This is a genomic window from Prevotella dentasini JCM 15908, from assembly GCF_000614065.1.
Taxonomy (GTDB): Bacteria; Bacteroidota; Bacteroidia; order Bacteroidales; family Bacteroidaceae; genus Prevotella; species Prevotella dentasini.
On record NZ_BAKG01000015.1, the window covers coordinates 63,383 to 88,866 of the forward strand.

The 25,484-nt window shown below is 48.2% G+C and carries 24 protein-coding genes, 1 tRNA gene and 5 pseudogenes; 20 read left to right on the forward strand and 10 right to left on the reverse strand.

Going from position 1 to position 25,484, the window contains the following annotated elements:
* Positions 1-168: 168 nt before the first annotated feature.
* Positions 169-1,217, reverse strand: a pseudogene (locus JCM15908_RS13250) (glycerate kinase).
* 184 nt (positions 1,218-1,401) lie between these two features.
* On the opposite strand from JCM15908_RS13250, the pseudogene sppA reads away from it, so the two are divergent.
* The 6 genes and pseudogenes from sppA to JCM15908_RS14665 form a co-directional block, all read left to right on the forward strand.
* Positions 1,402-3,176: pseudogene (gene sppA, locus JCM15908_RS13255) on the forward strand (signal peptide peptidase SppA).
* Between the two features lie 38 nt (positions 3,177-3,214).
* Positions 3,215-4,399 (forward strand): tetraacyldisaccharide 4'-kinase, encoded by a 1,185-nt coding sequence (gene lpxK / locus JCM15908_RS08575; RefSeq protein ID WP_025003029.1) that lies wholly within the window; start codon positions 3,215-3,217, stop codon positions 4,397-4,399.
* Complete coding sequence (locus tag JCM15908_RS08580; RefSeq protein WP_084607851.1) at positions 4,284-5,093, forward strand: purine-nucleoside phosphorylase; 810 nt, start codon at positions 4,284-4,286, stop codon at positions 5,091-5,093. The genes lpxK and JCM15908_RS08580 overlap by 116 nt, the downstream gene beginning before the upstream one ends.
* A 116-nt stretch (positions 5,094-5,209) precedes the next feature.
* Positions 5,210-6,337: a thiamine-phosphate kinase gene (locus tag JCM15908_RS08585; RefSeq protein ID WP_025003031.1), complete on the forward strand. Its 1,128-nt coding sequence runs from the start codon at positions 5,210-5,212 to the stop codon at positions 6,335-6,337.
* A gap of 109 nt (positions 6,338-6,446) precedes the next feature.
* A tRNA-Phe gene (locus JCM15908_RS08590) sits at positions 6,447-6,519 on the forward strand.
* Between the two features lie 125 nt (positions 6,520-6,644).
* Positions 6,645-6,898, forward strand: a pseudogene (locus tag JCM15908_RS14665) (transposase); the annotation flags it as partial.
* A gap of 114 nt (positions 6,899-7,012) precedes the next feature.
* On the opposite strand, the gene JCM15908_RS08600 reads toward JCM15908_RS14665, so the two are convergent.
* The 5 genes from JCM15908_RS08600 to JCM15908_RS13260 form a co-directional block, all read right to left on the reverse strand.
* Complete coding sequence (locus tag JCM15908_RS08600) at positions 7,013-7,981, reverse strand: permease (protein ID WP_025003032.1); 969 nt, start codon at positions 7,979-7,981, stop codon at positions 7,013-7,015.
* A 73-nt stretch (positions 7,982-8,054) separates the two neighbouring features.
* Positions 8,055-8,768, reverse strand: coding sequence for an aromatic aminobenezylarsenical efflux permease ArsG family transporter (locus tag JCM15908_RS08605; protein WP_025003033.1), 714 nt, complete (start codon positions 8,766-8,768; stop codon positions 8,055-8,057).
* Between the two features lie 8 nt (positions 8,769-8,776).
* Positions 8,777-9,181, reverse strand: coding sequence for a nitrophenyl compound nitroreductase subunit ArsF family protein (locus tag JCM15908_RS08610; RefSeq protein ID WP_025003034.1), 405 nt, complete (start codon positions 9,179-9,181; stop codon positions 8,777-8,779).
* 9 nt (positions 9,182-9,190) lie between these two features.
* Positions 9,191-9,421: a thioredoxin family protein gene (locus tag JCM15908_RS08615; RefSeq protein WP_025003035.1), complete on the reverse strand. Its 231-nt coding sequence runs from the start codon at positions 9,419-9,421 to the stop codon at positions 9,191-9,193.
* A gap of 77 nt (positions 9,422-9,498) precedes the next feature.
* Positions 9,499-9,816: an ArsR/SmtB family transcription factor gene (locus JCM15908_RS13260; protein WP_036893025.1), complete on the reverse strand. Its 318-nt coding sequence runs from the start codon at positions 9,814-9,816 to the stop codon at positions 9,499-9,501.
* A 208-nt stretch (positions 9,817-10,024) separates the two neighbouring features.
* On the opposite strand from JCM15908_RS13260, the pseudogene JCM15908_RS15675 reads away from it, so the two are divergent.
* The 3 genes and pseudogenes from JCM15908_RS15675 to JCM15908_RS08630 all read left to right on the forward strand — a co-directional run.
* Positions 10,025-10,120, forward strand: a pseudogene (locus JCM15908_RS15675) (IS256 family transposase, variant Zn-binding type); the annotation flags it as partial.
* Between the two features lie 112 nt (positions 10,121-10,232).
* Positions 10,233-11,537, forward strand: a complete 1,305-nt coding sequence (gene ftsZ / locus JCM15908_RS08625; RefSeq protein ID WP_025003036.1) for a cell division protein FtsZ — start codon at positions 10,233-10,235, stop codon at positions 11,535-11,537.
* Between the two features lie 3 nt (positions 11,538-11,540).
* Positions 11,541-12,146, forward strand: a complete 606-nt coding sequence (locus JCM15908_RS08630) for a hypothetical protein (protein ID WP_025003037.1) — start codon at positions 11,541-11,543, stop codon at positions 12,144-12,146.
* Positions 12,147-12,347: 201 nt separating this feature from the next.
* Here JCM15908_RS08630 and pheS read toward each other — a convergent pair whose 3' ends face one another.
* On the reverse strand, positions 12,348-13,385 hold the full coding sequence (pheS, locus tag JCM15908_RS08635; protein ID WP_025003038.1) for a phenylalanine--tRNA ligase subunit alpha: 1,038 nt from the start codon (positions 13,383-13,385) through the stop codon (positions 12,348-12,350).
* A gap of 140 nt (positions 13,386-13,525) precedes the next feature.
* On the opposite strand from pheS, the gene JCM15908_RS08640 reads away from it, so the two are divergent.
* The 5 genes from JCM15908_RS08640 (at position 13,526) to JCM15908_RS15200 (ending at position 17,710) form a co-directional block, all read left to right on the forward strand.
* Entirely contained in the window at positions 13,526-14,377 is an 852-nt protein-coding gene (locus JCM15908_RS08640; protein ID WP_025003039.1) for a DUF4348 domain-containing protein, read from the forward strand.
* 68 nt (positions 14,378-14,445) lie between these two features.
* Positions 14,446-15,486 carry a UDP-N-acetylmuramate dehydrogenase gene (murB, locus tag JCM15908_RS08645; protein ID WP_262498843.1) on the forward strand — a complete coding sequence of 347 codons (1,041 nt, stop codon included), beginning with the start codon at positions 14,446-14,448 and terminating at the stop codon, positions 15,484-15,486.
* Positions 15,487-15,751: 265 nt separating this feature from the next.
* Positions 15,752-16,516, forward strand: a complete 765-nt coding sequence (locus tag JCM15908_RS08650; RefSeq protein ID WP_234396423.1) for an MBL fold metallo-hydrolase — start codon at positions 15,752-15,754, stop codon at positions 16,514-16,516.
* A gap of 28 nt (positions 16,517-16,544) precedes the next feature.
* The gene (locus JCM15908_RS13265) at positions 16,545-17,336 is read left to right on the forward strand and encodes a serine hydrolase domain-containing protein (RefSeq protein WP_234396420.1); all 792 of its coding nucleotides are present in this window, start codon (positions 16,545-16,547) and stop codon (positions 17,334-17,336) included.
* Positions 17,303-17,710, forward strand: a complete 408-nt coding sequence (locus tag JCM15908_RS15200) for a serine hydrolase domain-containing protein (RefSeq protein ID WP_234396421.1) — start codon at positions 17,303-17,305, stop codon at positions 17,708-17,710. Before JCM15908_RS13265 ends, JCM15908_RS15200 begins: the two co-directional genes overlap by 34 nt.
* Positions 17,711-18,365: 655 nt before the next feature.
* Here the strand turns inward: JCM15908_RS15200 and JCM15908_RS08660 are convergent.
* From JCM15908_RS08660 to JCM15908_RS08670, 3 genes are read right to left on the reverse strand one after another with little or no spacing between them, the layout of a single operon-like run.
* Positions 18,366-18,650, reverse strand: coding sequence for a hypothetical protein (locus JCM15908_RS08660; protein WP_025003042.1), 285 nt, complete (start codon positions 18,648-18,650; stop codon positions 18,366-18,368).
* A 3-nt stretch (positions 18,651-18,653) separates the two neighbouring features.
* Positions 18,654-19,007 (reverse strand): phage holin family protein, encoded by a 354-nt coding sequence (locus tag JCM15908_RS08665; RefSeq protein WP_025003043.1) that lies wholly within the window; start codon positions 19,005-19,007, stop codon positions 18,654-18,656.
* 9 nt (positions 19,008-19,016) lie between these two features.
* The gene (locus JCM15908_RS08670) at positions 19,017-19,232 is read right to left on the reverse strand and encodes a YtxH domain-containing protein (protein WP_025003044.1); all 216 of its coding nucleotides are present in this window, start codon (positions 19,230-19,232) and stop codon (positions 19,017-19,019) included.
* 229 nt (positions 19,233-19,461) lie between these two features.
* Here JCM15908_RS08670 and JCM15908_RS08675 point away from each other — a divergent pair, with 229 nt between their 5' ends.
* From JCM15908_RS08675 to JCM15908_RS13275, 6 genes and pseudogenes are all read left to right on the forward strand, one after another.
* On the forward strand, positions 19,462-19,959 hold the full coding sequence (locus JCM15908_RS08675) for an SPOR domain-containing protein (RefSeq protein WP_025003045.1): 498 nt from the start codon (positions 19,462-19,464) through the stop codon (positions 19,957-19,959).
* A gap of 2 nt (positions 19,960-19,961) precedes the next feature.
* A pseudogene (gene ruvX / locus JCM15908_RS13270) lies at positions 19,962-20,380 on the forward strand (Holliday junction resolvase RuvX).
* Positions 20,381-20,433: 53 nt separating this feature from the next.
* On the forward strand, positions 20,434-20,994 hold the full coding sequence (def, locus tag JCM15908_RS08685) for a peptide deformylase (protein ID WP_025003046.1): 561 nt from the start codon (positions 20,434-20,436) through the stop codon (positions 20,992-20,994).
* Positions 20,995-21,180: 186 nt separating this feature from the next.
* Positions 21,181-21,813: a tetratricopeptide repeat protein gene (locus JCM15908_RS08690; protein WP_025003047.1), complete on the forward strand. Its 633-nt coding sequence runs from the start codon at positions 21,181-21,183 to the stop codon at positions 21,811-21,813.
* 31 nt (positions 21,814-21,844) lie between these two features.
* On the forward strand, positions 21,845-22,717 hold the full coding sequence (locus tag JCM15908_RS08695; RefSeq protein ID WP_025003048.1) for a GLPGLI family protein: 873 nt from the start codon (positions 21,845-21,847) through the stop codon (positions 22,715-22,717).
* 55 nt (positions 22,718-22,772) lie between these two features.
* Positions 22,773-25,214 (forward strand): peptidase associated/transthyretin-like domain-containing protein, encoded by a 2,442-nt coding sequence (locus JCM15908_RS13275; RefSeq protein WP_234396422.1) that lies wholly within the window; start codon positions 22,773-22,775, stop codon positions 25,212-25,214.
* Positions 25,215-25,484 lie beyond the last annotated feature (270 nt).

The window sequence follows — 25,484 nt, forward strand, 5'->3', positions numbered from 1 at the left end:
CGGGAACTTTGGGAATGGCACTACCTGACTAATAAATTATGACCACCCGAGAATAATAGAATTACCACCGGCTGGTAATCGAATTACCATCGGTTGGTAACCGGATTACCATCGGTTGGTAATTGAGTTACCACCGATTGGTAATTCAACCACGGCAAGCACTACCTATCATATATTGGCCAATGCCCTGCGGATATTCTCCCTTGCCACCGCGGGACGTAAGGCATCGGCAAGGGGAAGTCCCGGCGGATTGATGCAGCAGACACGGGCAAATCCGGCAGCCAAAAGCGCGTCGCTGCCGCTCACCCTGCCTGCTATCAGCACGACGGGGATACCCTTCCGCCGGCCGTATTCGAGTACCCTGACAGGTATCTTCCCCATCAGCGTCTGGGCATCGGCACTCCCCTCTCCCGTTACTATCAGGTCGGCATCAGCTGCCAAAGTCCCGAAGCCGGCCTGCCGCAGAATAAGGTCGGCCCCCGACTCCACCTTTGCTCCCAAGAACTGGATGAAGCATAGCCCAGTCCTCCTGCCGCCCCTGCCCCATGGTCGTGCGAATGGTCTGTTCCCATGTGCCGGCTTGCCATTCGGGAAAAGGTCCGGGCACGGCGGTCGAGGCAGTCCACCATCTCCGGCGTAGCTCCCTTCTGCGGACCGAACACGGCAGCCGCCCCCCGGGGGCCATAGAGAGGATTTCCGACATCTGATGCCAGCGTTATCTCCAAGCCGTCCGGCAGGCGTTCCCGCCATGCCTCCCCAAAATTGTCTTTCAATGCTGCCAACATGCCCAAGCCGCAGTCGCTTGTGGCCGAGCCTCCAAGACCGACGATATAGCGGCGGTAGCCGCGACGGAGCGCGTCTGCCAGCAGTTCGCCCACGCCGTATGTCGTAGCCCTCAGCGGATTCAGCTCGCCGGGCTTCAGCAGGCCGATGCCGCAGGCCGCTGCAGATTCCAACACAGCCATGCCGTCGGGCGTAACGGCGTATGCAGCCCGTACAGGGCGCATTAAGGCATTGTGGCAGCCCGTTTCTATCAGCCGGCAATCCTGACTCTGCGAAAAGACACCTAACATGCCGTCCCCACCATCGCTGACAGGTACTTTCACTACCTCGGCCTGCGGATAATGCTCCCTGACACCAGCTTCGGCAGCCGCCTCTGCCTCGGCTGAAGTGAGGCATCCCTTCAGGCTGTCTATGGCCAATACTACTTTCTTCATCTTCCTTTCCTTTTTTCAACTAAGCTGCCCGTGCCCCAGTGGCAGTTTGCCTGCATGCACGCAGAGTTGTCCGCAGACACAGGCAGCCTTTCCATCCGACAAAGATATTAAGATTTCTTGAATTATTTGGAATTTACATCTAATATATCTATCTTTGCAAAATAAACAAGAAATATACTCTTTTATGAAACAATTTTTCAAATATGTCTTTGCCTCATTCGTAGGAATATTCCTCTTCAGCATAGCAACGGTAGTCTTCGGAATCATTACGATAGCCGGCATGATAGCCTCTTCACAGTCCACAGCCCCGATAGAAGACAACTCCGTCCTCGTGCTGAATCTCTCCGGGCAGCTCTCCGAGAGGGCCGAAAACAGCTTCATGGAACAGCTGCAAGGCGAAATCAGCAGCAACATCGGACTGGACAACCTGCTTGAAGGCATAAGAAAAGCCAAGGAAAACGATAATATAAAAGGTATATATATAGAGGCCGGTGCCTTCGTCCCCGACTCCTACGCTTCCATGCAAGCTGTTCGCAGGGCTTTGACAGACTTCAGAAAGAGCGGAAAGTGGATAGTGGCCTACGGAGACATCTACACGCAGGTACCTACTATCTTGCCTCCGCTGCCAATAAAGTTTATCTCAACCCACAGGGACAGATAGACTGGCATGGCCTTAGCGCACAAAGAATGTTTTTGAAAGACCTGCTCGGCAAATTCGGTGTCAAGATGCAGGTTGCCAAAGTCGGCACCTACAAGAGTGCTACCGAGCAGTTCACCGGCGACAAAATGAGCGATGCCGACCGTGCGCAGACTACGGCATATCTTAACGGAATATGGTCGGGCATCACACAGGATGTCAGCAAGAGCCGTGGTGTCTCCGTGGCACAGCTGAACCAGTATGCGGACAGCCTGATAACACTCACGGCAGCTACCGACTATATCAAGATGAAACTAGTAGACAAACTGCTCTATACAGACCAAGTGAAGAAGGAGATAAAGAAACTCCTCAAATTAGATGAATCAGACGCTATCAGCCAGATAAGTCTGGCAGATTTGTCAAAAGTCGACGAGGGCAAAATCAGCGAGGGAGAAGCCATTGCCGTCTACTACGCTTACGGTGATATTGTCGACGGGGCAGCTGGAGGAATCTTTGCCAAAGGCCATAACATCGACGCCCAGACCGTCTGCAAGGATTTGGAAGCATTGGCTAACGACGACAATGTGAAGGCTGTAGTCTTCCGTATAAATTCCGGGGGTGGCTCGGCTTATGCCTCTGAGCAAATCTGGCATCAGGTCGTAGAACTGAGAAAAAAGAAGCCTGTTGTCGTCAGCATGGGAGGCATGGCTGCTTCGGGCGGCTACTACATCTCTGCGCCAGCCAACTGGATTGTTGCCGAACCGACCACTCTGACAGGCTCTATCGGTATTTTCGGTATGTTCCCTGATTTTAGCGGACTGCTGAACGATAAGCTGGGAGTGAAGTTCGACGAAGTCAATACCAACAGAAATTCCTCTTTCGGCACACAGGCCCGTCCTTTCAATGCCGGAGAGATGCGCTATCTGGAACGCTACATAGACCGTGGCTACAAGTTGTTCCGCCACCGCGTAGCAGAGGGAAGAAAGATGAGCGACGGACAGGTGGAGAAACTGGCACAAGGACATGTCTATACGGGAGCCGATGCACAGAAGATTAAGTTGGTAGACCAGCTTGGCGGACTTGACGTCGCCATAGAAAAGGCTGCCCGTCTGGCTAATATCAAGGATTATCATACGGCCAATTATCCTGCCCCTGAGGACTGGACAACGCAGATTTTCAACGAGGCAACAGACAACAGCTACCTTGACGAGCAACTGCGTACAGGACTGGGAATATTCTATGAACCTTTCTCGCTCCTCAAATCCATTGACCGCCAGTCTGCCATTCAGGCACGTCTCCCCTATTACCTTACCATCAACTAAGGCAAGAAATAACATGTCGGAATAAAAACATGGGATGAATGGAAGGCGATTTCATCAAAATACATAAATGGCTACTCCCCTTCAGCTGGATTTACGGTCTGGGGGTGGGCTTCCGCAACGAACTCTTCGACTTGGGAATCTTAAAGAGTCGCAGTTTTGATGTGCCTGTCATCTCTGTGGGAAATATCACGGTAGGTGGTTCGGGAAAGACCCCCCATGTAGAATATCTCGTAGAATTGCTGAAAGATATAGCCCAAGTAGCAGTACTTTCGCGTGGCTACAAACGCAAGAGCCATGGATATGTATTGGCAGATAAGGATACTCCTGTGCACGAAATAGGTGATGAGCCATTCCAAATGAAGCAGAAGTATCCCCAAACCTACGTGGCTGTAGACCGTAAACGCTGCCATGGAATTGACCGGCTGACCAATGACGAGCCAACCAAAGATACCGATATAATTCTTCTTGACGATGCCTTTCAGCACCGGTATGTAAAGCCGGGTATCAATATTCTGCTGGTAGACTATCATCGGCTTATCATATATGACACATTGCTTCCTGCCGGTCGTCTTCGCGAACCATTGTCGGGTAAGCACCGTGCAGATATTGTCATCATTACGAAGTGTCCCAAGGACTTGTCGCCTATTGACTATCGCGTACTTAGCAAGGCCATGGAACTATATCCTTTCCAAGAGCTTTACTTCACGACTTTGGAATATTGCGACCTCCAGCCTGTTTTCAATGACACAGGGAAGCAGCAAATCCCGCTTGCTGCCGTAAAGGGGAAGAACATTCTTCTTCTTACCGGCATCGCTTCACCACAGCAGTTAGAGCTTGACTTGGAAGGCTATGCGGAAAACAAGAACATTGTCAGCCTGTCTTTTCCCGACCATCATGCCTTCACAAAGAAGGACGCTGCACGCATCAATGAGACTTTTTCGGAAATGGAAGAACCCAAGATAGTGGTTACAACAGAAAAGGATCAGTCGCGTCTCATTGGTCTTGAAGGACTTGACGACGCAGTACGACACAATACTTACGCCCTTCCCATCAAGGTAAAATTCATGCTTGACAAGGAAGAATTGTTTAACGACAAAATAATCTCTTATGTACGGAAAAATTCAAGAAACAGCATCTTGGCTAAAAGAAAGAATGACCACAAGCCCAAAGACGGCAATCATTCTGGGAACAGGCCTCGGACAATTAGCTTCAGAGATAACTGAAAGTTATGAATTCAGCTACAAGGATATACCAAACTTCCCCGTCTCAACTGTAGAAGGACATGCCGGCAAGCTCATTTTCGGCAAATTGGGCGGCAAGGACATCATGGCAATGGAAGGACGCTTTCATTTCTACGAGGGATACTCCATGAAAGAAGTAACATTCCCTATCCGCGTAATGTATGAATTAGGGATTCAGACACTATTTGTGTCCAATGCTTCTGGTGGAATGAACCCCGGTTTCAAGATTGGCGATCTCATGGTCATTAACGATCACATCAATTTCTTCCCGGAACATCCGCTCAACGGGCCTAATTTCCCTACTGGGCCGCGCTTCCCCGACATGCACGAACCCTACGACAGCGAGCTTATAGCACTGGCAGACAACATTGCCAAAGAGAAGAACATCCGACTTATGCACGGTGTTTATGTCGGTGTGCAAGGGCCAACCTTTGAGACTCCGGCAGAATACCGTATGTATCACAAGTTGGGCGGCGACGCTGTAGGCATGAGCACCGTACCAGAAGTTATCGTAGCACGCCATTGCGGCATCAAGGTGTTCGGTATCAGTGTCATAACAGACCTTGGCGGCTTTGAAGTACCTGTCAAGGTAAGCCACGAAGAGGTTCAGGAGGCAGCCAACAATGCCCAACCCTTTATGACAGAAATCATGCGCGAGATGATTAGAAGGTCGTAATCATACATCCCCCATCCAGCAAATTCTAACAGGCATCAACCGACAAACAACAACATGCCTTTGCAAAGCCCCTTTAAAAAAATGTGGCTCTGAAAAGGCATGACATTTTTCAGAAAATGGAAATTAAAGACCTCGGAGAGTTCGGATTAATAGACCGGCTCACCAAAGATATTATTCCCAACAATACTTCCAGCTTTTTGGGGGTAGGAGACGATGCAGCCGTCATAGACAGCCAAGGCAAGCAAACGCTTGTTACTACGCAAATGTTCATGGAAGGCGTACAATTCGACCTAACCTATATAGATATGGAACACTTGGCTTACAAGGCCGTCATGGCTACCATCAGCAATATCTTTGCCATGAACGGGACTCCCCGTCAACTATTAGTGGGTATCGGATTGGGCAAGCGCTTTAAGGTTGAGGACCTTGACCAATTCTACAAAGGACTTCGCGCAGCCTGTAACAAATGGCAGATAGATATCGTTGGAGGCGACACCACTTCATCCTATACAGGACTTGCCATCAACCTGACGTGCATTGGAGAAGCCGAAAAGAACGAGATTGTCTATCGCAAAGGAGCAAAAGAGACAGACCTCATTTGTGTTTCGGGCGATTTGGGAGCTGCCTACATGGGCCTTCAAATCTTAGAGAGAGAAAAAGTCGTTTATTACCAGCAAGTAGAAGAGTTTAACAAAAAATTGAAGGCAGCACAGCAGACAGGCGACAAAGCCAAACTGGATGCCCTCCAGAATGAACGCCAAGCCATTGCTGACTTTCAGCCCGACTTTTCTGGGAAGGAATATCTCATTGACCGACAGCTGAAACCTGAAGCAGCAGGTGAGGTGTTGCAGCAACTGCGCAATGCCGGCATACGTCCAACAGCAATGATAGATATTTCTGACGGCTTGGCAAGCGACTTAAAACATATCTGCAAGGAAAGCAATTGCGGTTGTCGTATCTACGAGAACAGAATTCCTATTGACTATCAGACAGCTGCGGCATGTGAAGAATTTAACATGAACCTCACGACGGCAGCCCTCAACGGAGGTGAAGACTACGAACTTCTTTTCACTGTACCCATTGGAGACCACGAGAAATTGGAGAAAATGGAAAACGTCCGTCAGATAGGCTACATCACAAAGGAATCCCTCGGAAAATACATTATTACCCGTGATGGCAACGAATTTGAGCTTATTGCGCAGGGATGGCAGCCCAAAGATAAAGAAAAAGCCAACAGACGTTAAAATAAAAATAAAAACAGGGGATAATTTTGCAGTACGAAATAAAAACACTACCTTTGCACTCGCAATTCAGAAATAGCGTTAACGCTAATTAAATATTGCATTAAAGAATGGTACCATAGCTCAGTTGGTAGAGCAAAGGACTGAAAATCCTTGTGTCCCCGGTTCGATTCCTGGTGGTACCACTCCTCCTTTCATTAGGGCGGTTCTCGAAAGAGACCGCTCTTTTCTTTTTGGCCACTTCGCGGCTCAGTAGATAATAAGGTGAGTATTACGAGTATAGCTTAAGTAAGTCTAAATAAAAGAATGCTTCACTTATATGAACTTCCCCAAAGAGATACAAAGGTACATATACACCACTAACTGGATTGAAAGGCTGAGTAGGAAATACAGGAGGACCATCAGCATGAGAACAGCCATCCCGTCGGCAAGGGCCGCCATATTCCACATGGAATCTAAGCTATGGAGGAAACGAAGAATGTATACAAAAGAAAAATATACCAATTCAAATGCTGGGATATAATGAAGAAAAGTGAAATGAGAAAAGATACAATAGAAAGATGACTTACACACTTCTATGGATAATATCGTGATTCCAAACGAATTATAAAGCCGTGCGCCAATGCCAAAAAGGGCATAAGGCACACGACTTTTTACTATGAATCCGTCTGAATCATATCATAGCACGGCATTATAAAAATAGCCTAATGCCACTATGAAAGATGTAATCAGACCAAAAAAGATACATATCAAACGCCATTTCATGACTTTCTTTAGCAAAACGGCTTCTGGAACAGACAGTCCCACAACCGCCATCATAAATGCAAGCGCAGTACCGACAGGAATACCTTTGGCTACAAAAACCTCGATAATGGGTACTATGCCTGCGGCATTTGAATACATAGGTACAGCAAAAACAACAGACAAAGGAACGGCAAGCAAATTGTCTTCTGACATATATTGTTCAAAAAATCCTTCGGGTACATAACCATGCATGAAAGCTCCTATACCAATACCTACAATGATATAAAAGAGAACTCCTCTGACAATAGCCCATGCTTCTTTCAATATCAATGGCAACCGGTTGAAGAATGGCGTATGCTCCTTCTCCCATACGGCCGAATCAGATGAGGAAGTAAGCTGCATCTGCCTGACCCAATCGCTCAGATAAGGTTCCAAATTCATTCCACCTAAGACTATTCCGCCTATCATCCCAAGCAGAATACCGCTAATGACATAGATTACGGTAACGCGTAAGCCGAACGTACCCAGAAACATGGCAACGGCAACCTCGTTGACCAAGGGAGACGTTATAAGATAGGAAAAGGTAACGCCCAATGGTATGCCTCCTTTGACAAAGCCAATAAACAACGGTATTGACGAACAAGAACAAAAAGGGGTTATTGCACCGAATAAGGCTGCAAAGAAGTATTGCAAGCCATATAGTTTGCGCGAGGTGAGATATTCTCGCAAACGCTCAATGGGGAAATAGGCATTTATGATACCCATTACCGCACTTATAAAAAATAGCAGTATAAAAATCTTTATTGTATCATAGAAAAAGAAATTGACCGATTCCCCGAAAGCAGTAGAAGCACCTAAACCGAGGACTTCATACACCATGAAGTCTGCAAATCTCTGTATCATATATTATAATCTTTATACTTGTAAAACTTTACTGACGATTTATTCACTGCCAATGTAAACAAAACAATGGCTTTCATACCATACCAGAACTGAGAAAAAGATAATATACACCAATGAGAATAAAAAGTATGGCGACAATGGTGCTAAGCCACTTCTGGAAAATTTGCACGCGGTTATAGAACTTGCCAATCTTTGCTACACTATAAGCCAATATCCAAGCAACAATAATGACGGGAATACTCGTTGCAAATGCAAATACTACCGGCAACAAATAGCCTTCACCTTCAGCGGCCGACATAGGAATCAACATTCCGAAATAAAACAATCCGCTTGTAGGACAAAATGCCATGGCAAATAGAACTCCAAGAAACAGGCTGCCCACCGAACCGCTCATTCTCTCCGTCTTTTCAGTTGCAACAAAACCAAAACTGATAAATCTCAGCCTGTCTCCAAACAACATGAACAGCCCTATTGCTATAAGTGCAGGGGCGAGCAGCCACTCCCCCCACATGTTTATAGTTTTCTGTATAGCAAACATGTCAGCTCCTTTACGCAAAATGGCAATAAGAACTGCTCCCAATGAAGAGTAAGCCAAAATGCGTCCCAAAGCATATAAGATACCATTTCTGAATATCTGACTGCGACTATCCATATCCTTGCTGATAAATCCGACGGCTGTTATATTTGTAGCCAACGGACAAGGGCTTACGGCAGTAAGCAAACCGAGCAAAAAAGCTGTGATAACAGGTATCTCGCTATTATCTAACAATGAATTCAAAAACTCCATGACAAAGATTATTTTATCAAATTCATTATTTTCTGTTTCAGTGCTCTCTTGAATACATCTTTCCTATTACGAGCATATTGAAAACCCAAACGGGTCATATTATTGCGCACCTCTTTCCCGTTTTTCCATCTGTTTACATAGAGAGAAGACCAACTTACATGATATTTATCTGCAATTTTCTCACCATAAGGTGTCGAAATATCTATATCCTTAAAGCGAACCTTACCTTTTCTGACCCATCCTGCCAAATCTTTATAAACAACTTCTTTCGCATATTTCTCAATAGCTCTACAGCTTACACAACGCTGTTTGCCATGAAAATACAGCACCTCTACATAGGTTTCCGATTTCGTTTGAGCAAACAATGAAAGAGAAAGCAAACAAGCGATGGGAAATAATAGAAACCTTTTCATATAACAGACTTACTTAACTAATATTTCTTTCACTTCTTTGGCAGAAAGCCTGCCTTTCGCAGCGACCTTACCATTGACAACAAGAGCCGGCAGAGTCAGTACATTATATTCCATGATTTTCATCAAATCTTCTTCTTTTATAACCACAGCATCCAACGCATATTCCTTCACAATTTTCTCAACAACGGCATATAACGCCTTACAATTTGCACAGCCAGTTCCTAATACTTTGATTTCCATAATTACATTAATTTCACATTAAACGGTATTCGCAAAACAACGAACATAAATCCTAAAAAAGGGAATTATTTGCAATATCATTCATACTTAGATATACAAATTCCGAAAAACTCCCTGAAAAGTTCACAAGCCAACATCCAATTATTAATATTGATGCAATATTTCACCTTCGGAGTTTCCACCTCACCTTGTATTAGTCCAGCATCTTTCAATTCCTTCAAATGTTGAGAAACCGTAGCTTTGGCAATAGGAAGCTCTTCATGAATGTTACCGAAATAACATGTTTTCTGCTTCGCCAAAAAATGAAGAATAGCAATTCGGGCAGGATGTCCCAAGGCTTTGGCAAACCTTGCTAACTGCTCTTGCTTCACTGTATAATCTTTTCTTTCTTCCATAACTTATATTGTTCGCAAATATACGAATAATATTTGTATCATCAAAAAAATAACACCGAAACTTGATATACAGGATGTAATAAAGAGTTTTCAGGCCCTATTTTGTCTGAAAAATGATTTCAGGCGTGATGAAAATCTGGTAGGCTGAAACCTTTCAAATATCCTTTATTTATTACCTTTACAGCATTTGGAAACTTATGAATAAACGAATGAATATCTGACTGAGAAACAGAGCATTTCAGAACTGGCAGTTACCCACAAATGTTCAGAGAAGACCATACGCCGTCGCCCGCCATTGGTTGCAAAGACCCATTGAGAGCAAGCAAGATAGATTTATAGGCTGCAAGCCTTGCAGAAATTTCCTCTTTAACAATATTCTTCGTAATTTTGTAAACCTAACAACAAATAAGCATAAAATGGAAAAAGAATTCGTCCCCTTGGACTTCGACCTGCCCGAGGACAAGAGTCAGCATATCATCAAGGTCATCGGGGTGGGTGGCGGTGGCTGTAATGCCGTCAACAACATGTACAGCGAGGGCATCGACAACGTAACCTTTGCGGTTTGCAACACCGACAGCCAGTCGTTGGCACATTCGATTGTCCCTGTCAAGATTCTCCTTGGCAAGGGTCTCGGGGCAGGAGGCGTACCTGAAACGGGAAAGGCTGAGGCGGAACAAAATATCGAAGACATCAAGCAGCTCCTGAGCGACGGCACGCAGATGGTCTTCGTTACAGCAGGAATGGGTGGTGGAACAGGAACCGGCGCAGGGCCAGTCGTTGCTGGGGTTGCTAAGGCAATGGGCATCCTGACTATCGGTATTGTTACAATTCCTTTTTACTTCGAGAAGAAAAAGAAAATAATCAAGGCCATCAAGGGCGTAGAGCAAATGCGCAAGAATGTGGACGCCTTGCTGATTATCAACAACGAACGTCTCTGCGATGTGTACAGCGATTCGCAAATTCCTGTCAAGGAGGCTTTCAGGCGTGCTGACAATATTCTTCTCAATGCCACGAAAAGCATCTCCGAGCTGATAACCGTGGAGGGCGACATCAACCTTGACTTCCGCGACGTGGAGAATACGCTGCGAGGTGGAGGTGGTGCCATCATGGCGATGGGGCGTGCCAAGGGCGAACGGCGTGTAGAGAATGCCATTGTCAATGCACTTGACTCTCCCCTGCTCTACGGCGGCGACATCAGTCAGGCACAGCGCATCCTCTTCAATATCTACACGAGCAACGACAAACCACTCTTCGTGGAGGAAATGAACGAGATTGATGTCTTTATGGATACGCTCGACCCAAACATTGAGGTTATATGGGGAACAAGCAATGACGACTCTTTGGGAGAAGATGCCAAAGTTACCATTCTTGCCACAGGACTTGACAACAAATCGGTGAATTTAGAACGAGAGGCACCTGAAGACACAACCGATTATTACAACGAAATTATCAAGCAGCTATATAGGCCTGTCAGAAAACAGCCCCTATCACCAGAACAAAACAAACACCCCACAGAGGAGCCAATGCAGACGGAGCCAATCCCCACGGAACCGGAGTTTATCGTTGAACCGACGACTATTCCCGAACCTGCCGTCGAAGTCGCTCCGACCGATTCGTACAGCAATGAAGAACAGCAGTCAATGCGCCCATCTTTCATAGAACGGTTAAAAATCCGTATGCGGCAGCTTGCCAACGAGATGATGCAGGAAGGGGAGGAATAAGCCATGGCAGAGAACATCACGCAAACGCCCGAACAATTGGCTGACATTGTACACAGGGCAAGCCGGCGGCTGATAGGCTTAGGCCGCTACGACCTTCTGCTGCAAGCTGTCGGCGGCTCTTCCGTCATAGAAGAACTCCGCATAGAAGTGGCAAAAGGCAGGCTGTCGCCCCTCGTCATCACGTCCGACTACCGTTTTCTGCTTCCAGCCATCAACAAGGAAGTAGAACTGACACCTGTCCACAAGGCTGTCTACCTATTCTTCCTGAACCATCCGGAGGGGATAGAGCTGAAACGGTTGGCAGACCACCGGCAAGAACTTCTGCAACTTTACTACAAGACGGCTCGCCTCTCCGACAACGAAAAGATAGAAGAGAGCATTGACCATCTTGTCAATCCGCTTGACAATGCCATCAATGAGAAATGCTCACGCATCAAGAAAGCCTTCTGCGACATCATGGATGAGTATGCGGCCAGCTACTACGTCATCAGCAGCCATCGTAAGAAATTACTCTCCAATCCCACTCGCGTCTGGTATCAACGTCTGAAAATCATAACCTTGCCCCGGCATCTGGTTGTTTGGGAACAAGAACACGAAAGGAGTATATAAGACAGATGGTATAAGCACACATACAAACAGACGATAAGCATCTATTGATATCTGGATGGAAATCCATAGATGCGTCAGTCTGAAATAAGAGGATTAATACTGCCCTTTATACGAAAAGGTAAGAAATTGTCTCTACAATTTCTTACCTTTTATGCTTGTATTCTATACTTTACCTCCCACTCCGGGATGGAAAATAGACATTTATGCACCCTCAAACTCTTTCAGGAACCTTGTATCATTCTCGGAGAAAAGCCGGAGGTCGCTCACACGATATTTAAGGTTGGCAATACGCTCAACACCCATACCGAAAGCGTAACCCGTATAAACATTAGGGTCAATCCCACAGGCTTCAAGGTCGTGTGGGTCTACCATTCCACAGCCAAGAATCTCCACCCAGCCGGTATGCTTACAGAATCCACAACCCTCTCCGCCACAGATATTGCAGCTGATGTCCATTTCAGCACTTGGTTCTGTGAACGGGAAATAGCTCGGGCGCAGACGGATTTTCGTGTCGGCACCAAACATTTCACGGGCGAACGTGAGCAGAACCTGCTTAAGGTCAGTGAAACTGACATTCTTGTCAACGTAGAGCCCTTCTACCTGATGGAAGAAGCAGTGGGCGCGTGCCGAAATAGCCTCATTGCGGTAGACACGCCCCGGACAAAGCACCCGGATAGGCGGCTCATGGGTTGACATATAGTGAGCCTCATCGTTTGAAGTATGGCTGCGAAGAAGCACGTTTTTCGTAACATCCATCGTGCTGCTGCGTTCAATGAAGAAAGTATCTTGCATGTCGCGTGCAGGATGGTCAGCAGCGAAGTTCAGCATTGTAAAGACATGCTGGTCGTCGTCAATCTCCGGTCCCTGATAGAGCGTGAAGCCCATGCGACCGAAGATATTGATGATTTCGTTCTTGACAAGCGTGAGCGGATGGCGTGTTCCAAGACCTATGGGATAAGCTGTGCGGGTCAGGTCAATGTCGTCGCTCTGTGCCTCGTTCGTACCAAGCTGCTCTTTGAGCTGGTTGATTTTCTCCTGTGCACTCTGCTTAAGCTCGTTGATTTTCATTCCGACAGCCTTTTTCTGGTCGGCCGCCACATTGCGGAATTCACCCATCAGCGCATTTATTTCACCCTTCTTGCTGAGATATTTCAGACGAAGCTGTTCTACGTCGTCGGCACTCTTTGCCGTAAGCGTGCTCACTTCCTTGAGAAGTTCTTCTATCTTGTCTAATAACATACTGCTTGATTATTTTCCTGCAAAGGTACGATTTATAATCGGAACGGAGAAATTACCCCAAGATAAATTTACCGTTTTACTATCTTATTAGAAATAAATATCGTACATTTGCACCAGATTTGAGACGATAAAACAAGAATATGAGAAAAGCATTTTTACTTGTAGTGTTTGCTTGTATGGCAATGGTAGCTGTTACCACGGGGTGTTCCAACAAGAAAGCGGAAGCAACTGACAGCCCGAGTATTGACTCTACGGCAATGATTGATACAGCCGACACGGTTGACTCCGCCACCGAGGTCATTGCAGAAACCCCGATGCCCAAGGCAGCCGACCAGCTGTTTGATGATTTCTTCTTCAATTTCATCGCCAACAAGAAGCTGCAACGCAGTCGTATCAAGTTCCCCCTGCCCGTGGTTATGGGAGACAAGACCTTGCAGATGAAGCGTGAGCAGTGGAAGACCGACCATTTCTTCCGCCGACAGGGCTATTACACGCTTATCTTCGACAATGCAAAACAGCTTGAAGCCGCAAAATCTACCGACATTGACAGCGTTATCGTTGAGAAGATTCACCTGAAGCAAGGACTTGTAGAGCAATATTGGTTCGACCATCAGGAAGGGAAATGGCTGCTGAGTCAGATTCGCCACGTATCATTCAACGACAGCTATAACTCGTCATTCTATGCGTTCCTGCCCAAGTTCTTTGCCAGCGACGGCAGAGGATATATCAAAGACCCACTTCCCTACTCCGGGCCTGATCCCAACGGTGAGGAGACGACGACTATCAACACGACCATTCCTGCATCAGAATGGATGACATTTCTCCCCGAGATACCGAGCGACATGATTTACAATATTCTCTACGGGCAGCCTTATACCGAAAGCAACAAGAAGATTCTCACCTTCCGCGGACTTTCCAACGGCATGGAAACGCAACTCGTCTTCCGTCGCAATGGCAAAAATTGGCAGTTGGTGAAGATAAACGCATACTAAACTAAAAGAGAAGCAGACCCGTGCTGACGCGCGGTCTGCTTTTTCTTTGTCATATATTCCTCTTGGAAATAAAACAGAACAGCAGAAAACAGCAATACAAAAAAATGAGAGCATATCACGACTATAGCCTGTTAAAGCACAACACATTCGGCATTGATGCACGATGCAGACGTTTTGTAGAGTATGAATCCGTAGAAGAAGCGCAGCAGTTGGTATGCTCTCTGACAGAGGAAGACCGTCCACTGCTGCTTCTCGGAGCCGGAAGCAATCTGCTGCTGACGGGCGACTATAACGGCACGGTGCTTCATTCGGGCATCTCTTACATTGAACAACTCGATGACGAGCGTGTGCGTTGTGGTTCAGGTTACGTATGGGACGACTTCGTTGACTTCTGCATCAGCCACAACCTGTATGGAGCAGAGAATCTGTCCATCATTCCCGGGGAGTGCGGTGCCAGTGCCGTACAGAACATTGGGGCATACGGAGCAGAGGCCAAAGACCTGATAGAGGACGTAGAAGCCGTAGAGATAGCCACGGGCAAAGTACACCATTTCACAAACGAGGAATGTCAATACAGCTATCGCCAAAGCCGCTTCAAGCACGACTGGCGCGACAAGTTCCTCATTACCTCAGTTACCTATCGCCTCTCCAAGACCTATCAGCCACAACTCGACTATGGCAATATCCGTGCAGCCTTGGCACAACGGGGCATAGATCAGCCGACGGCAGTCCAGCTCCGCCAGACCATCATTGACATACGCAATGCCAAGCTCCCCGACCCGAAAGAGACGGGCAATGCCGGCAGCTTCTTCATGAATCCCATAGTCTCCCGTGCCAAATATGAAGCCTTGGCGGCAGAATACGGAAACATGCCTCACTATACCATTGATGCCGGGCACGAGAAGATTCCTGCCGGATGGATGATAGACCAGTGCGGATGGAAGGGCAAGGCCTTGGGACGTGCAGGTGTCTACGAGAAGCAGGCCTTGGTGTTGGTCAACCTTGGCGGAGCTACAGGCACAGAGGTTGTTCGCCTTTGCGAAACCATTCAGCGAGACGTGAAGGAGAAGTTCGGAATAGAAATACACCCGGAAGTAAATCTGAAATAAAGACCTTTCCACCGCCCCTCCCAAGAAAGAGAAAGTGCCTGAAAGAAAGCTCCACCATCAGAAAAATAAAGGCAAAGCATCTGCCGGAACGCTCATCGCTATACACAGATAGAAATAAAACAGCCTTGTTATAAAATAATCAGAACATCAGGTTAAAGAAATAATCGAACAGGGGCATTTAATTCAATAAACAACAGAAACTTTGAACCAACACGAAGATACAAATAGCGAACACCCTGTCAGGACTCCCCTCCCTTCAGAGGGGTTGGGAGAAGCCTTGTTCCTCGGTACAGGCACGTCCAGCGGCGTCCCCGTCATCGGCTGCGACTGTGAGGTATGCCGGAGCAGCGACCCACACGACAAACGCTTGCGCACCTCTCTCTTGTTGGAAACCTCCGACACCCGTATTCTGATAGACTGCGGACCTGACTTCCGGCAGCAGATACTTCCACTTCCATTCAAGAAGATAGACGCAATCTTACTGACACACATCCACTACGATCATGTGGGTGGGATAGACGATGTACGCCCTTATTGCAAGCTCGGCGACATTGATGTATTTTCCAACGAGCATACCTGCCGAGGCTTGCGCCACAACTTTCCCTATTGTTTTACGGATGAGCTTTATCCCGGTGTCCCCAAGCTGAATCTCCACACGGTTACACCGCATCATCCGTTCCGAGTAGGCAGTGTGGACGTCTTGCCGATTGAAGTCATGCACGATACGTTGCCCATCCTTGGCTTCCGCTTCGGCAGGTTCGCTTATATTACCGACATGAAAACCATTGCCGACTCAGAACTTCCCTATCTCAAAGGGGTGGAAACCTTAGTCGTCAATGCTCTCAGATGGCAAAAGCCCCACCATTCCCACCAACTCATTCAGGACGCTATTGATTTCAGCCGCTGCATTGGAGCAAAACAAACTTACCTAACCCACCTGACCCACAATATCGGGTTGCACAACGAAGCTGAGGCACGTCTGCCCGAAGGCGTCCACTTTGCCTACGACGGACTGCGAATAAGCGTATGACATTGTTCTCCTGTACAAATAAAGAGATATGAAGAAAAAGAACGTTACACTTATCATCGTCTTCATGGCCGCCTCACTGCTTAATAGCTGCAGCGTGCTGCGCGGTCTTTCGCTCGACGGCCCATCCGGCCCCGATATGTACGAATACAAAAAACTCGACCGCGACACGATATTTAAGGGAACGGATACCTTTCACTTTCCGCCTGCCTCATCCGGCAGGTGGATAAAGGGCAGCCAACATCTGAAGTACGGAAAACACGGAGAGGGCAGACTTGACTCGCTAATAGCGAAATGGTTCGGCAAAGATTGCCAGCTGCTCATCGTCCACAACGACAGCATAGTCTACGATCAATGGGTTGAACCTTATTATCCCGGTGAAAACTCCACGGTGTTCTCCGTTACCAAGTCTCTCACAAGCCTGCTGTGCGGAATTGCCGTGGACGAGGGCTACATCAGGAGCGTGGACGATTCCGTTACCGACTATCTGCCCGAACTGGCACAATACAACCCTACATTTAGCAAGTTGCGTATTATCCACTTGCTCAATATGCAGGCCGGATTTAGTTTCGACGAACATTACTCGCTCTCCCTCAAGGATGCCACCAAGATTTTCAAGATAGCACGGCTGCAGTACGGCAGTGATTTCACAAAGCTATTCCGCCACATCAAGTTCAAGAATCAGCCCGGTGAGAAATACGAATATAATAGTCTGACTGCTGCCTTGCTCAGTTGGATTATTGAGCATGCAACAGGGAAGACATACGCAGAATATATGACAGAAAAGATATGGCAACCTTTGGGAATGGAACACGATGCCTGATTACTATCGACAGCCGCCGGCACCACCACGCCCACGGCTTCGGAGGAATGGCAACCAATGTCTACGACCTTGCCAAAATCGGCCGGCTATACCTGAACCGCGGATTGTGGAATGGCAGGCGGATAGTCAGCGAGCAATGGATTGACAACTCGCTCGTCCCGACCAAAGAGAACAAGGGCTATCACTACAATTGGTATCACCAATACTACGACGACAATGCCGCCAATCCTTCGTTCTATGCTCTGGGACTTGGCCATCAGGTTATCTACATCAATCAGGCAAAGAATGTCATCATCACGTGGGTGGGAAACAACAACGATGCACCTTTCTGGGAAATCAAGTTCTTCGATACACTTTGCAATAAGTTTTTCTAATGTCCTTTTCGTGCGGAAGCATTTTCTTGTCAGTACAGAAACCATACAGAAAATACACCCGTAGACAAGAAGAGCGAGCATATCATAGGCGAAGAACATATTAGTAGGGAGTTCTTCATGACATCTTAAGTTCTGTCCGTAAATACTTGGAAAACAAACAGATACAGACACAACAAACGAAAGTGCCCGTTTCATCGGATGAAACGGGCACTTTGACCTTACAGGCAAGTCCCTTTCGCTGACCGAAAGTGGCACTTTCATCGCATCCGGCAATCCTACCCGGCACACGGCAGACTCTTTTCTACACATTCATAGACAAGTCTACACCCAACCCGGACAGCTGTCTAAAGGCTGCCAGTATCGTCTCCCGTTCTGCCATAGTCTCAAAAACACCGACAGAAATCAGACCGAAAAGGCTCTCGGAACACAGCAAAATATCGCTAAAAACATGGCGCAGAGGTTATTAATGCTTATGCACAAAAGCATTACATTGTGGCAAAAATAACTTAAATCTATAGAAGATAAGTTATAAAACCCACCTGTTTAGATAGCCTTATTTGGAAAATCTTACTTTATATCGTAAATTTGCAGTGTGTTTTTCATGGTATTAGATTTAAGGTTAACAAAAGGTTGGGACTACAGCGGTAGTCCTTTTTTATTTCTTCTTTCTCCCAAACAGCTTAAAATCCTTGCCCCCACCAAATTTCCTATACAGCTTCCATCCGAGGATAAGCCCGTCAAGCACTCCGGCTCCCGTACTCATCATTCCCGAGAAACGCTGGGTGGGCGTAGCATTTTCTTTCGGCTTATGGAACACCCCATTCCATAATGCGGTCATCTTGTTGCTGTCCTTGGTTATATCGTTCAACAGCTGTGCCTTGCGCAATCTTATTTCGCTGAGCGTATGGTAAATCGGCTCATTGGATATATTGTTTGCCATAAACTATCGGGACATTAAAAGACGCGCCAAGAACCTTACAAGCGGACGCTCCACAAGGCGATGGCGGAATACGATGAAAATAATGAGCAGGAACAGATAGAAGAATCCCACGATAAAAAATGCACCTACCAAAGAGCCTACAAGCGTTTGCAGAATGTAGACCGCACCGAAGGAAAGATAGATAAGCGCAATGAAAAGGAGAACAACGAACACGCCCACAACGGCAATGGCTGTCAGCAGGCGGACAACTTTCTCTATTACATCGAGCTTCACGTATTCTTTCTGAAGCCCGATGTAATGTTTCAGCACTTCTATGAGTCGTGCTATGGTTTCAACGTTGTTGTCGTTAGAGAACATCTACTTCGCTTAGAGCGTATCAACAGCTGCGTCCTTGATGTCTTCTACAAACTCGTCGGTTTCCTTGCGGCTGAGTTTGATGTCATGCTTCTTGCAGAAATCGTCAACAGCGTCAGAAATCTTTGTACGTGTGTCTGTTCCCTTCTCCGGTGCCATAAGAAGGCCGAGAGCTGCGCCAGCGATAGCACCGCCAAGGAATGCGCCAATGTAACCTAATGTCTTCATAATCCTAATTTATTAATATTTATAGATACTGATTCGTATTATCATTCGCAAATATAGCAAAAGTTTCGCGTACGGCAATCGTTTACTATACTTTTTTGTGTTAAATTAATTGTAAATCTTTTATTTAACAAAGTTTAGAGCCGTTATATCTTATCATTTCCTTCTTATTTTGTATCTTCGCAGATAAAACGATAATTTAGGTATAATCAATAAAACTGTAAACAAGATTATGAAGAAACTGATGGTTTTAGGCGCAGCAGTATGTGTTGCTTTGTCTTTCACAAGCTGCAAGTCGAGCGAGAGTGCTTACAAAAAGGCTTACGAGAAAGCAAAGGCACAGGAACGCACGGGCTATAACGAGAATACGACCAGCAACGAGAGCACGGATGTCCCCGTTGTGGCACCTGTTGAGACACAGCCCGTTACAGAGACGCGCGTCGTTGACAACTACGACAACGAGGCTGTACGCCGCGAGAACGTATCCGTTGTGAATGGCGCAGGCTTGCAGAGCTACAGCGTCGTTGTTGGCTCTTTCGGCGTGAAAGCCAATGCAGAGGGCCTGCAGCAGCGTCTGAACAATGCCGGCTACAACGCACAGATAGCCTACAACGCTGGCAACAACATGTATCGTGTCGTAGCCACAACCTTCGACAGCAAGGCTTCTGCCGTACAGAGCCGCAACCAGCTCCGCTCACAGTATCCTGACGCTTGGCTGCTCGCAAAGTAGGCATGGGCAGGATTCTGTCAATAGACTACGGAAAGAAACGAACAGGACTGGCAGTTACCGACCCGTTGAAGATTATTGCCAACGGGTTGGTAACTATTCCTACGTCCGAACTGGACAACTACCTGAAGCAGTATATAGCCCGTGAGCAAGTGGAGCAGATAGTCATTGGCCGCCCTACCCGGCTCAACGGACAGCCAAGCGAAAATCTTGCACGGTAGAGCAGTTTGTCAACCGATGGCGCAAGACCGTGCCATCGATTCCCATCGACTATTTCGACGAACGGTTTACTTCCGTCATAGCCCATCAGGCAATATTGGCAGGAGGCGTGAAGAAGAAGATGCGGCGGGAAGACAAGGGACTTGTCGATGAAATTTCGGCCACCATCATCCTTCAGGATTACATGCGGTCGAAGGGACTTTAGACCCAATCCGGCTCTATTAGCCCCGACAAAAAACAAACAGTAAAGAACAAAGAATGGTATTACCAATATACACTTACGGACAGCCTGTGCTTCGCAAGGTGGCCGAGGATATTCCTACCGACTATCCCGGCCTGCAGGAACTGATACAGGACATGTTCGAGACCAACACCGCCAGCGATGGCATAGGCTTGGCCGCCCCACAGATAGGCAAGCCCATCCGGGTCGTCATCATCGACTTGGATGTCATTTCCGACCAGTTGCCGGAATACAAGGGCTTCAAGCACGCCTTTATCAACGCACATATCCTTGAGTTTGACGACACGGAAACCGACACATCCGAAGAAGGCTGTCTCTCACTGCCGGGTATTCACGAGAACGTTACCCGTCCGACACGCATCCACGTGAAGTATCTCGACGAGAACTTGCAGGAGCACGACGAATGGGTGGAAGGCTACTTGGCGCGCGTCATGCAGCATGAGTTCGACCATATTGACGGCAAGGTGTTCACAGACCATCTCTCGCCTTTCCGCAAACAGATGATAAAAGGCAAGCTGAAAGCTCTCCTGACAGGGCGGTTCAAGTGTGCCTACAGGGTGAAGGTTGCAAAGCGATAAAGCTGACAAGATGTAGGGACAGACGCCCTCGTCCGTCCGAAGACACCAAAGCGGACAGACAGGGCGTCTGTCTCTACATTCTGTTCTGCAGCAGCATTGATTCTGTATTTTATCTCTCACAAGTCCTTCACCTCCCTCCAACTTCCTTAACTTCCCAATCTCTCCCCACCCTCTCACCCGTACAAAATGCGCAGCCTCCTGACAGCTTTGCTGATGGCACTGACGATGCCTGCCTCCGCCCAATACAACATCAAGAGATTGATGGAGGAGGGACGGCGGTCGCTCGACCAAGGCTATTATGTAGCCGCGATGGAGATTTTCTCGCGCATCACCGCCCTCAAACCGCAGCTCTACGAAGCGTGGTACCTGATGGCTCTGTCCAAATACCATTTGGAAGACTACAAGGGAGCAGATGCCGATTGCAGCAAAGCCCTCGCCTTGCAGCCTTATATCCCCGACATATTCGAGCTTTACGGCATGACGTGTATCCGGGAAGAGAAGTACGACAGCGCCATCGTGGCCTATACGCATGCGCTCGAAATCAATCCCGACAACAGGGAGTATTGGTTCAACCGCGCCTATTGCCTCTACGCAAGCGGCAATCTCAAGGAGGCACAGCAGCAGTTGTCATATATATTAAAAAGGTGGAGCGATTTTGCAGAAGCCTCTGCCCTCCGCAAGGAAATTGCCTCCGGTGCGAAGCCCCATCGCCGTCCGTCTGCTTCCTCACGGACAGAACTGCCCAGACTGAACAGCCTCAACCGCGGAACGTGGCTTATGCAGCAAATGCCAAAGGAGGAGATAAAGAACGATAAGTAATATGCATCAACTTTCTGATTTTTATAGCTATATGAGAAAAGCAACTTTTACCTTGATTATATTATTAGCATATTTCATTCGTGCCTATTCACAATCTCCGTCTTTCAACAACCCCAATCAAGGGAACATGCCTTTTGCCCCCCAAATGACCACTTTGGACACTGCGCTCATTAAAGTATATTATAAATTAGAGTTCAAAAAAGATTCGACCCAAGAAGACAAGACAGAGGCACAAACAATATTGTTGTTGGGGGATAGGTATACATTGTTTACAGACTATTATTTGTTCATGTCCGACTCAATAGCCCAAGCAGTTGACAAGGAAAAAAAAGGACAATTAGAAGCGACATCTAAACTTTTTAATCTTTGGGGACAGAAGAAGTATAAACAATGGAACATCTGCGATTTACGTAACAATATCGTTATCAAGCGCGAACAAGTAGAGGCCCGGTATTACGAATATGAAGAGAAACTGCCTATCATAGATTGGCATCTTATAAATAAGGATACACTTATCAATGGACTAAAATGCGGTAAAGCTACCTGTAAATACAGGGGTAGAGATTATATAGCTTGGTATCTGAAGGACATTTCCCTTCCCTTTGGCCCATACTTGTTCTATGGACTACCGGGCCTAATTGCCATTATCAAAGACAGGAAAGACAACTATGTCTTTACGCTAAACGGCTTGGAAGACAATCTACCCTACTTAGCTCCTATCTATTTCACACAAACAACTTTATTCTACAAGGACACCCGGGAAAAGATAAGGGCTACCATTCAAAAAATATATAATCGCCCTACAGACATAATGTTGCAAGACCCCATTATGAAAATAGATGCAGGGACAATGCAAAAACTGGATAGAAGTTCAGAACCCTACAACCCCATAGAGTTGGAATAAATCCGGCAGCAGACGAGGCCTCTGCCCCTATACATTATATATATAATCGCATGCTATGCCGAAACGATTTCTCTTCATATCCGTGCTGCTGAACCTCGCCACCATTGCCTGCGCACAAAGGATGGCAGGACAGGTAGTAGTAGCCGAAACGGGCAAGCCCCTGCCACGCACCACCTGCAAGCTGGTTACGCAAACCGACTCGCTGCTAAGCTACTGCATTGCCGGCAACGACGGTTCGTTCGCCCTGCCCCTGCCGCCCAAGGCAGATGCCGCCATCTTCTCCTGCATGGGCTACGAGAGCCAGCGCATCGACAAGGCGCAGCTGACCGAGAAGATGAAGATAAGAATGGAACGTGCCGCCCACGCCCTGCCCGACGTCATCGTGAAAGCCCCTGCCATCATAAGGCGGAAAGACACGCTCGACTACAACGTCGCCTCGTTCGTGGGCAAGAACGACAAACATCTCGAAGATGTCATCAAGAAGATGCCCGGCCTTGAGGTGTTGGAGAACGGTACCATCCGCTATCAGGGCAAGGCCATCGGCGGCTTTCAGATAGAGGGACAGAACCTCTTGGGGGGCAGATACAATCAGGCAACGCAGAACATGCCCGTAGAGGCGGTCGCCACGGTGCAGGTGATGGAGAACGACCAGCACGTGCGGGCGTTGAAGGACAAGATCTTTTCCGACAAGACTACGCTCAACATCAAGCTCAAGCGCGACTACAAGACAAAGCCGTTCGGCGAGGCGGCCGTCAGTGCAGGCGGATTCCGCCCGTTCGCGTGGGACGGCAGGCTGACGCTGCTCAACATTGCCGCCAAGAACCAGACGCTCATAACCACCGAGACCAACAGCACGGGCAGGCGGCTGTCCGGCTTCTCGCCCGACCATTTCGACATGGCCTCCCTCCGCAGCACGCACCTCGTACCGATGGGGATGCTCGACGACATTACCCTGCGCCTGCTTCCGCTGAAAGCGAAGCGACACACCGACAACCGCTCCTACAGCATCGGGGCGAACCACCTTTTCGCCCTGTCAAGATATTCCTCGCTCGTCGTCAACCTTTCCTATATTAACGACCGGGAGACCGACAGGGACAGCACCTACAACGAGTTCGGAGGCACAACCACCTTCCGCCTCTCGGAGACCAACCGACTCACCAAGCGTTCGCACACGATGCTGCCCACCGTGAAGTATGAGCTGAACGCCAACAAGATTTATCTGGAAGACGAACTGAAAGCCTCCGTCAGCAAGACCACTGCCGACAACCGCATGCAGAGCAACGGCAGACCGGCCGACAACGCCCTGACACGCCGCCCCGACTACATTCAGAACCATCTGCAAATGATAGTCAACACCGGCAGCAAGGTCGTCTCGCTCCATTCCCTCGTCCGCTACTACGACGACCACGAGCAGCTCCGCGCGCCTTTCGTCCGGCACCTCCGCCACCGGCAGCTGCTGGCCGAGCACAGCGTAGGGACGAGCTTCTCCCTTCTCCGCAACATGCTCGGGCTGGAATACTCCAACGAATACCTGCGCGAAGACTATTTCCTCTCAGCCAACGAAACGGCAAACTCGCTCTTCATCCACACGCTGCGCCCCAACTATCAGCTCAACAAGGGCCGCAGCAGCCTGTCGATAGCCCTGCCCGTCAGCTTCGCCTCCGTCCGCATACCGTGGAAACCCGACAGCAACGCCGACCGCGTCTACCTCTCGCCCTCCGTCAGCTGGAACTACCGCCCCAACGCCTTCCTCATACTGCAACTGGGAGCAGCCTATAAGGAAACGGCCGCAGACGAGCCGCTACTGAACGAGAGCTACTACTCCAACTACCGCACGCTCCACACCACCGCCGACCGGACGGGATGGACGAAGCGGTGGAGCACGACCCTCTCGCTGTCGTACCAGAGCATCCTGCACCTGATGACGTGGTACTTCCTTGCCAACGCCTCGTGGGACAAGAGAGACCACTACTTCGCCTACTCCTACACGCCCGAAGCCACGCTCCGCCTGCCCGTCTGGGAGGACAACCGGCAGCGTTCGCTCTTCGTGCAGACGAGCCTGCAAAAGGCGTTCGCAAAGGGCGTCAGCCTCAAGACGTCGCTCAGCTACAACAGCATGGAACTGCTAACGGCACAGAACGGCACGGTGCAGACCTTCCGCTCCAACGCCCTCTCGCTGACGGCAGACTTCATCTATGCCGCCCTCTCGTGGATGAACCTCTCCTGTTCGGCCACGGGCAACGTCGGCTGGTACGCCCACCGGCCCGAAACCCGCATGAAGAGCCTCTACACCGACCTCAGCCTGTCGCTCTATCCCGTCGCCCACCTCGCCCTCACCGCCTCGTTGGATTATCACCTTTCCGAAATCAGCCAAGCGTCTACAGGCACAACTCCTTCGTCGACGTCTCCGCGGAATACACCCCGGGCAGGCGGCTCGGCTTCTCGCTTCGTGCCGTCAACCTGCTCGACCAGCGCGAATACGTCAACACATCGGTGAGCGTACTCAACTACGGCTACTTCAGCAAGCCCCTGCGGGGGCGCGAAGTGCTGTTCGGAATCAGCTGGAAATTCTGAACCGTCCAAGTGCGACAGCCCTTGCTTCCGTCCGTTTCGGAAGGCCGTTTGGAGGGCGGAAAATTTGTATGCGGTTAGCGGAAAATTTATATACGGTTAGCGGAAAATTTATATACGGTTAGCGGAAAATTTATATACGGTTAGAAATTTACGGGGAAGCGGTTAGCGGAAAATTTATATACGGTTAGAAATT

What these genes read in the sequence shown, in the direction of transcription:
- lpxK (WP_025003029.1), top strand. Translation starts at nt 3,215, where the DNA reads ATGGAAGGCGATTTCATCAAAATACATAAATGGCTACTCCCCTTCAGC.
- JCM15908_RS08580 (WP_084607851.1), top strand. Translation starts at nt 4,284, where the DNA reads ATGTACGGAAAAATTCAAGAAACAGCATCTTGGCTAAAAGAAAGAATG.
- JCM15908_RS08585 (WP_025003031.1), top strand. Translation starts at nt 5,210, where the DNA reads ATGGAAATTAAAGACCTCGGAGAGTTCGGATTAATAGACCGGCTCACC.
- JCM15908_RS08600 (WP_025003032.1), bottom strand. Translation starts at nt 7,981, where the DNA reads ATGATACAGAGATTTGCAGACTTCATGGTGTATGAAGTCCTCGGTTTA.
- JCM15908_RS08605 (WP_025003033.1), bottom strand. Translation starts at nt 8,768, where the DNA reads ATGGAGTTTTTGAATTCATTGTTAGATAATAGCGAGATACCTGTTATC.
- JCM15908_RS08610 (WP_025003034.1), bottom strand. Translation starts at nt 9,181, where the DNA reads ATGAAAAGGTTTCTATTATTTCCCATCGCTTGTTTGCTTTCTCTTTCA.
- JCM15908_RS08615 (WP_025003035.1), bottom strand. Translation starts at nt 9,421, where the DNA reads ATGGAAATCAAAGTATTAGGAACTGGCTGTGCAAATTGTAAGGCGTTA.
- JCM15908_RS13260 (WP_036893025.1), bottom strand. Translation starts at nt 9,816, where the DNA reads ATGGAAGAAAGAAAAGATTATACAGTGAAGCAAGAGCAGTTAGCAAGG.
- ftsZ (WP_025003036.1), top strand. Translation starts at nt 10,233, where the DNA reads ATGGAAAAAGAATTCGTCCCCTTGGACTTCGACCTGCCCGAGGACAAG.
- JCM15908_RS08630 (WP_025003037.1), top strand. Translation starts at nt 11,541, where the DNA reads ATGGCAGAGAACATCACGCAAACGCCCGAACAATTGGCTGACATTGTA.
- pheS (WP_025003038.1), bottom strand. Translation starts at nt 13,385, where the DNA reads ATGTTATTAGACAAGATAGAAGAACTTCTCAAGGAAGTGAGCACGCTT.
- JCM15908_RS08640 (WP_025003039.1), top strand. Translation starts at nt 13,526, where the DNA reads ATGAGAAAAGCATTTTTACTTGTAGTGTTTGCTTGTATGGCAATGGTA.
- JCM15908_RS13265 (WP_234396420.1), top strand. Translation starts at nt 16,545, where the DNA reads ATGAAGAAAAAGAACGTTACACTTATCATCGTCTTCATGGCCGCCTCA.
- JCM15908_RS15200 (WP_234396421.1), top strand. Translation starts at nt 17,303, where the DNA reads ATGGCAACCTTTGGGAATGGAACACGATGCCTGATTACTATCGACAGC.
- JCM15908_RS08660 (WP_025003042.1), bottom strand. Translation starts at nt 18,650, where the DNA reads ATGGCAAACAATATATCCAATGAGCCGATTTACCATACGCTCAGCGAA.
- JCM15908_RS08665 (WP_025003043.1), bottom strand. Translation starts at nt 19,007, where the DNA reads ATGTTCTCTAACGACAACAACGTTGAAACCATAGCACGACTCATAGAA.
- JCM15908_RS08670 (WP_025003044.1), bottom strand. Translation starts at nt 19,232, where the DNA reads ATGAAGACATTAGGTTACATTGGCGCATTCCTTGGCGGTGCTATCGCT.
- JCM15908_RS08675 (WP_025003045.1), top strand. Translation starts at nt 19,462, where the DNA reads ATGAAGAAACTGATGGTTTTAGGCGCAGCAGTATGTGTTGCTTTGTCT.
- def (WP_025003046.1), top strand. Translation starts at nt 20,434, where the DNA reads ATGGTATTACCAATATACACTTACGGACAGCCTGTGCTTCGCAAGGTG.
- JCM15908_RS08690 (WP_025003047.1), top strand. Translation starts at nt 21,181, where the DNA reads ATGCGCAGCCTCCTGACAGCTTTGCTGATGGCACTGACGATGCCTGCC.
- JCM15908_RS08695 (WP_025003048.1), top strand. Translation starts at nt 21,845, where the DNA reads ATGAGAAAAGCAACTTTTACCTTGATTATATTATTAGCATATTTCATT.
- JCM15908_RS13275 (WP_234396422.1), top strand. Translation starts at nt 22,773, where the DNA reads ATGCCGAAACGATTTCTCTTCATATCCGTGCTGCTGAACCTCGCCACC.